The organism is Acidithiobacillus sp. TH-A35 (assembly GCF_057473505.1).
Genome location: NZ_JBYCKR010000173.1, coordinates 1 through 6,254, shown reverse-complemented (window position 1 = coordinate 6,254; position 6,254 = coordinate 1). Strand labels below are relative to the sequence as shown.

At 55.6% G+C, this 6,254-nt stretch carries 4 protein-coding genes and 1 other RNA gene; 3 read left to right on the top strand and 2 right to left on the bottom strand.

Annotated elements, in window-relative coordinates:
• Both dnaX and ffs read right to left on the bottom strand, forming a co-directional pair.
• Positions 1–1,076, bottom strand: a 1,076-nt coding sequence (dnaX, locus tag AC2VNK_RS06085; RefSeq protein WP_486883179.1) for a DNA polymerase III subunit gamma/tau, incomplete at its 3' end; no start/stop codon positions are given.
• Between the two features lie 26 nt (positions 1,077–1,102).
• Positions 1,103–1,199, bottom strand: an RNA gene (gene ffs, locus AC2VNK_RS06080) — signal recognition particle sRNA small type.
• Between the two features lie 476 nt (positions 1,200–1,675).
• On the opposite strand from ffs, the gene AC2VNK_RS06075 reads away from it, so the two are divergent.
• From AC2VNK_RS06075 to AC2VNK_RS06065, 3 genes are all read left to right on the top strand, one after another.
• Positions 1,676–1,921 (top strand): helix-turn-helix domain-containing protein, encoded by a 246-nt coding sequence (locus tag AC2VNK_RS06075; protein WP_014028899.1) that lies wholly within the window; start codon positions 1,676–1,678, stop codon positions 1,919–1,921.
• Between the two features lie 2 nt (positions 1,922–1,923).
• On the top strand, positions 1,924–3,216 hold the full coding sequence (locus tag AC2VNK_RS06070) for a type II toxin-antitoxin system HipA family toxin (protein WP_486883178.1): 1,293 nt from the start codon (positions 1,924–1,926) through the stop codon (positions 3,214–3,216).
• A 483-nt stretch (positions 3,217–3,699) separates the two neighbouring features.
• On the top strand, positions 3,700–6,254 hold a 2,555-nt coding region (locus AC2VNK_RS06065), incomplete at its 3' end, for a putative bifunctional diguanylate cyclase/phosphodiesterase (protein ID WP_486883177.1).

Sequence of the window (6,254 nt, the reverse complement as noted above, 5' to 3'; positions counted from 1 at the left end):
CCGGAAAAACTCAACACCCGCAGAAAAGCCATTTCCAGTGCCATCCGATGGTCCGGATAAAGCGCAAAGTCACGTCGTGCCGAGAGCAGCAAAAAATACCAGGACTGCAGAATAAGCGGGCTGATCCGCTCGCGCAGGCGCACGATCACCTCCGCACCATCACCCTCCGGATCAGTCGGAAGAAATTGTGCCAAGCTAAGACGGTGCATGCCCTCTATGACCAAATCGAGCAGGCCGGCGCCATCTATGCCTCGCGCCAGATGATCATCCAGTATGGCAAATACCTGCGCAGCATCCCGGTCCACCAACGCTTCGACCAGACCCAGCACTGCGTCGTCACTGCTGCGCCCCAGCATCGCGAGCACGCCATCACGCTGAACCACGCCACCACCATGAACAATGGCCTGATCCAGCAAACTCAGGGCGTCGCGCAGGCTCCCATCAGCAGCGCGGGACAATATCTGCAGTGCGGCATCCTCGGCAGGTAGCTGCTCGGCCGCCATGATCTGCTGCAATCGTCCCTGAATTTGCGGAATATCCAGCCTCCGCAAATTAAACTGCAGACAGCGGGAGAGTACGGTTACCGGAAGTTTCTGCGGATCCGTAGTCGCCAACAGAAACTTGACATGCTCCGGCGGTTCTTCGAGGGTTTTCAGCAGCGCATTGAAGCTGTGCGTGGACAACATGTGTACCTCGTCGATAAGGTACACCTTGTATCGACCCACCGTAGGCGCGTACTGCACGTTGTCCAGCAGGTCACGGGTTTCATCCACCCGGGTGCGGCTCGCCGCGTCCACTTCCAGCAGATCAACAAAATTTCCCGCGGCGATGCCGCGACAGGCACTGCACTCTCCGCAAGGATTGCTGCTAACACCACGCTCACAGTTCAGGCACTTAGCCAGTAGCCGCGCCAAGGTCGTTTTACCGACACCCCGCGTCCCGGTGAACAGAAAAGCATGATGAATGCGACCGGAATCAAGGGCATGGCGCAAGGCAGCGACCACAGCCCCTTGCCCTACAAAATCGTCAAAGTGTTGTGGCCGCCAGCGGCGGGCAAGCGCGAGGTAGGCGCTCATGCGCGCCCGAAATATAGGGTGGCGACGCCAACCAGCCGCACCCCGGCACCTGGATCACCGGCTGCCGCTGCTCCCTTCCGGGCCTGACGGGGTTCACCAGCTACCACTGCGAGGGGACCGATCTTTGTCGCCATAGAAAAACCTGAGACTGTCCGCTGATGGACGGTGATTGGCGGAGAGGGTGGGATTCTGCCCTCCACTCATATTTAATATTTACTTTCAATTAGTTACAAACAACCGCCTTGACCAGATAGTTACAGTGATTACTTACAAATACAATATCAAGCCGCTAAACTATCAGAAGCGCACGATGTTATCAATATTGCTGCTGTCAATCAGGGTCAAGCAATGACCATGTATCAGCCCCAAGTGCTTACTACGCAACGACAGATCATGAAGTTCACTATCTGAATGAACGGAAACAAGATTTACCGCATCATGCCCTGATCTTTGGTGGTCAACCTTGACGCTGTTTCTCAATCACAAATGACCGATCATAGTCGCTGATTGACATACGATAAAACGCATAAATTGATATTATCTTCTTTATCGTATATACTGCTTTTATTCGGTATATCGAATGTGCAGAGGCGTTTTTCATGACCGTGACCATCAGGAACAGTAGAGAGCTTGGGGAAGCCATTCGGGCCGAACGCCTGAAAAGAAAACTGCGTCAGGTCGATCTGGCGAGCATGGCTTCGGTAAGGCAGGCCCTTATCTCCAATCTTGAAAACGGGGCCAATAGCGCACGCGCAGACACTTTTCTCAAGGTCCTGGCCGCGCTCGACATGGACTTGGCGCTGGTGCCACGCCGCAAGGCCGAATTCAATCCGACGGAGTATTGAGGATGGGGCGCAAGCGCAAAGCGCGGACCGTACGGGTCTATGTCGGCTCCACCAAGGTCGGGGTCTACTTCCGCACTCCCGACGGCTCCACCCTGTTTCGGTATGACCCAGCCTGGCTGGCTTCCGAGCGCGCTTTTCCGATCTCCCTCTCGATGCCACTATCCGACCGGCCCTGGAGCGGGATGACGGTCAGTAGTTTTTTTGACGGCCTGCTGCCTGACGATTCCACAGTCCGGGACAAGATTGCATCGCGCGAACATGCTGAGAGTGCCGGGACATTCGACTTGCTCGCCGCCATTGGGCGAGATTGCGTCGGCGCTTTGCGTTTCATCCCCGAAGAGATGGATCCCGGTGATTCGACCAAGATGATCTACAGGCCGGTCTCGGACGAGGAAATCGCGGCGCGGCTCGAAGCACTCGGGACATCACCACTCGGCATTAATGCTGAGGAAGACGACTTCCGCATCTCGATTGCCGGGGTGCAGGAGAAAACCGCCTTCCTGAATATCGATGGAAAGTGGAATCTCCCCCTTGGCCCGACGCCGACCTCGCACATCTTCAAGCCGGCCCTCATGAAAGGCCGGAACAGTGCGGACTTTTCCGATACGTCGTGGAACGAGTGGCTGTGCCTGGAGCTCTGCCGTGCCTTGGGTCTGGAAGCGGCGAATGCAAAAGTATTGCTGTTTGGCGGAAAGCCGGTGTTAGTGGTCGAGCGTTTTGACAGGCTTTGGCAAGACGGGGTCCTGTATCGGTTGCCGCAGGAGGATACTTGTCAGGCGCTGGGCGTATCCCCGACGCGCAAATATCAGGCTGACGGCGGACCGGGTATTGAGGACATTCTCGCGTTTCTCAACGGGGCAGTTGCGCCTCGGGAAGACCGCTTGCGCTTTATGGCGGCGCAGATAGTATTTTGGCTTCTGGCGGCCATCGATGGGCACGCCAAGAATTTCTCCGTCTTTCTCACGCCGGGTGGCTACAAGCTCACCCCGCTCTATGACGTGATGTCGGCTTCACCCTATCCGCAACTCTCGCCGCACAAGATCAAACTGGCCATGGCGGTTGGCAAGAATCGCCATTACCGCATCATGGACATCCAATCGAGGCATTTCTACCAGACCGGTCAGGCGGCGGGCCTGGGCAAGCAGGATATGGACGGCATCTTTTCCGGCCTGCTTGCCCGGATCGAGGCGGCTCTTGCCGAAGTCGAGGCGCTCGCCGCCAAGGCGGGTGCGCCTGAAGCGACTTTGGTCCCGATCCTCGAGGGCGTTGAGAAACGTGCATCCCTCATCAAGTAAAGGAAAGCCGGCCCCGCTGCAACTGGAAGCCGAGATTCGGGATCGGGGACTGAAAGAAGCCAAAAAGCAGGATGTCCGGCTGACCAAAGCCAAGCCCTTGGTAGAGGCGTTCTTCACCTGGTGGCCGACACGGCCGCCGATACCGGATTACAGCCCAGCAATCCCTCGAAACTCGTCACCATGACTGTAAACCGTAGCAGTCTTTTGAGAATGGTTTTCGATAATTGCAACCCTTTGATTTACTGTGCAACAATCACCGCCATCTGAAGACTCTCGAAAACGGTCGGCCAATGAGAGAGAAGTTAAATTTTGCCTTACATGATACAATGCGCTGCAGAATGGCGACGTGCTCAGCGACACAGGAGTACCGAAAAAATGCCCACCAGACCTGCATCCGGTTCACCATGGCAGTCTATTTCTGATCGATTCCGAGGCTTCCTGACCAGCGCATCTGAACGATTTCTGTCCCAGCCGGACCGGCGGATGCTGTGGTGGAGCAACGTCTTTTTTGTAGCGCTGGGCGTAACGTTTCTCGGCCTCGCCTTTTGGCAGGCCACCGTGCTGGAGCAAGCCATACGGACAGACTTTTCCACCTCTCCCCATATCGTCCTGCTCACCAATCCGCAAGGCCAGGTGATTTCCTCTCGGAAGAGCGGTCATTGGGCGCCGCCGGAGCCCCATTCACCCATACCCGTCGGCACGGTGGCCATATCTGTACCAGGACACCCAGGAATGTTACATATGCAATGGGCCTCATTGTCGGCCCGTCAGGTATTCTGGCGGGCCGAACGGGAACGGCTGCCTATTTTATTGTTCGCCTTGTTGCTGATTGGCGGCGTCGGCTGGTTTACCCAAAATCTGCTTCGCCAATTGATACGCCTGCGCCAATATCAGGCCGTCACCTTGCTGGTTCAGCGGGATCTCCTGAGCCAGGACAACCTTCAGGCCATGTACCAACGGCTGGTGGATAATGTGGTAGTGCAGACGGAGGCAATTGGGGCCTATGTCATTACCAGAGAATTGGAAGGCGCGTTTTTGACCATACAGGCGATGGCAGATACGGACGACGATCCGTTGTCCGATAGAGCCGTACCCTTACGATATCCAGTGCAAGGAATATGCCCCACTATCGTGGCTGGTGAGGTGTTCCGTACGGGGCTTCAGCAAGGCCCGCTGAATCCAAGTTCATCGGCCCTGACGCAAGATGTCAGCGATGACCGTAGTGTATTTGACCGAGTCCGCAGCGTTATGGCCATCCCCGTGTTTGTGGGTGGAGGGGAAATCCCATTTGCTGTGCTGGTGATCGAGAGCGAAGAAATTCAGCACTTCACGCGATCATTACAGGAAACATTGAAACAGCTAGCTACCAGCTTGGGGTTGGGGCTGAGCCGATATTATGAACAGCGCGAGTTGGAACAGGCAAAAGCAGAAATCGAAAACCTGGCACGCCATGATATGCTGACGCATTTGCCAAACCGCCGGTTTCTGGAAGAACAACTGGAGCAAGCCATGGCCCGCGCAGAGCGGCATGGCAAGCTGCTGGCGGTGTGCATGCTGGATCTGGACGGCTTTAAACCTGTGAACGACGCCTATGGCCACGAAGCGGGTGACGCGGTGCTCGTGACCCTGGGGAAGCGATTGCCGGAGGCATTGCGTAAGTCGGACTTTGTGGCTCGCCTAGGAGGTGATGAGTTTGTGCTTCTGGTGGAAGACCTCTCTGGGCCGAATGATCTCACCCCGATCCTCGCCAAGGTAGAAGAAGCCATGAATACCCCTATCCCACTGAACAATGGCGAGATCGTCCAGATCAGTGGGAGCATGGGGATCGCCCTGTATCCCTTCGGGAAAGAAGAAACGGGTGACCAACTGCTGCGCAGCGCCGACCACGCCCTCTATGAGAGCAAGTCCCATAAGGCGGATAGAGAGCACTTCTGGAGGTTCGGTGACAAAAATGCAGCACGGGAACGGCAGCGTACGCCAGCTCAACGGCTATTGAGCGAAGGCGCCATGGAGGTCTGGTATCAACCGGTTCTGAGTGGCGGCAGCCGCAAAGTGGTGGGTGTGGAAGCACTGGCACGGCTGCGGGATGACGATGGCAAAATCCTGTATCCGGCAGAATTCTTGCCTCAGTTGTCGGTCAACGACCTGAGTAATCTCAGCAGTATGGTCCTCACTCAGGCGTTGGAAGACCTGAAAAAGCTGGATAATCTGGGGTGGCCATTGTGGGTATCCTTCAACGTTGCTCCGGAGTCATTCTGCGGGAATTGTGTACCCTGTCTGCAAGGCGTAATCGGCGCCAGTGGGGTGGACCCTCAACGGATTACCCTAGAGATTCTGGAGGGCAGCGATTTTCTGGAGCGCAACGTAGCGCTATCCGTCTTGCATGACATTAAAGGGATGGGCATTCGCCTGGCGCTTGATGATGTGGGTAGCGCCTATGCCTCCCTCTTACGTCTAAAAGAACTCCCTATTGACGAGATCAAACTAGATCAAGGCTTTGTCCGGTTTCTCGGAGAAAGACCGCAAGACTTGCATTTCGTCCGAACCATTCAGGATCTGGCCTCAGAACTGCAACTGGACCTGGTAGTTGAAGGAGTGGAAACATCGGACATTCTCGGTGCCATGCTCACAACAGGTGTGCCCTATCTGCAGGGATATGCGATATCCAAGCCCTTGCCGCTGACCAGTCTGCAGCAGTTTCTCTCTAGTTATGCCGTCGATACAGGCACACAACCGGTCAGTCTGTTCGGTCTTTATGCCGGCACCCTGAAATTGCATGCTGCCATAAAAAATATGTTACTAATCAATTCTACACAACTTGACATTGCGTCCTTGACGGATGGTCGCCTGTGTCGCGGCCATAGCGTATTGCATCGTTTTGGGTATGGGGACGATAGCCATCTGGTGCAATTACATAATGCCTACCACCTTGCCCTTGGTGCCATTGCAAGAGACACCAGTGACCATGGTTCATGGAGGGTCATGGAGTTTGCTATGAACGAATTCCTGCAGGCTCTTCTGGGGGCAGGGAGTAGATA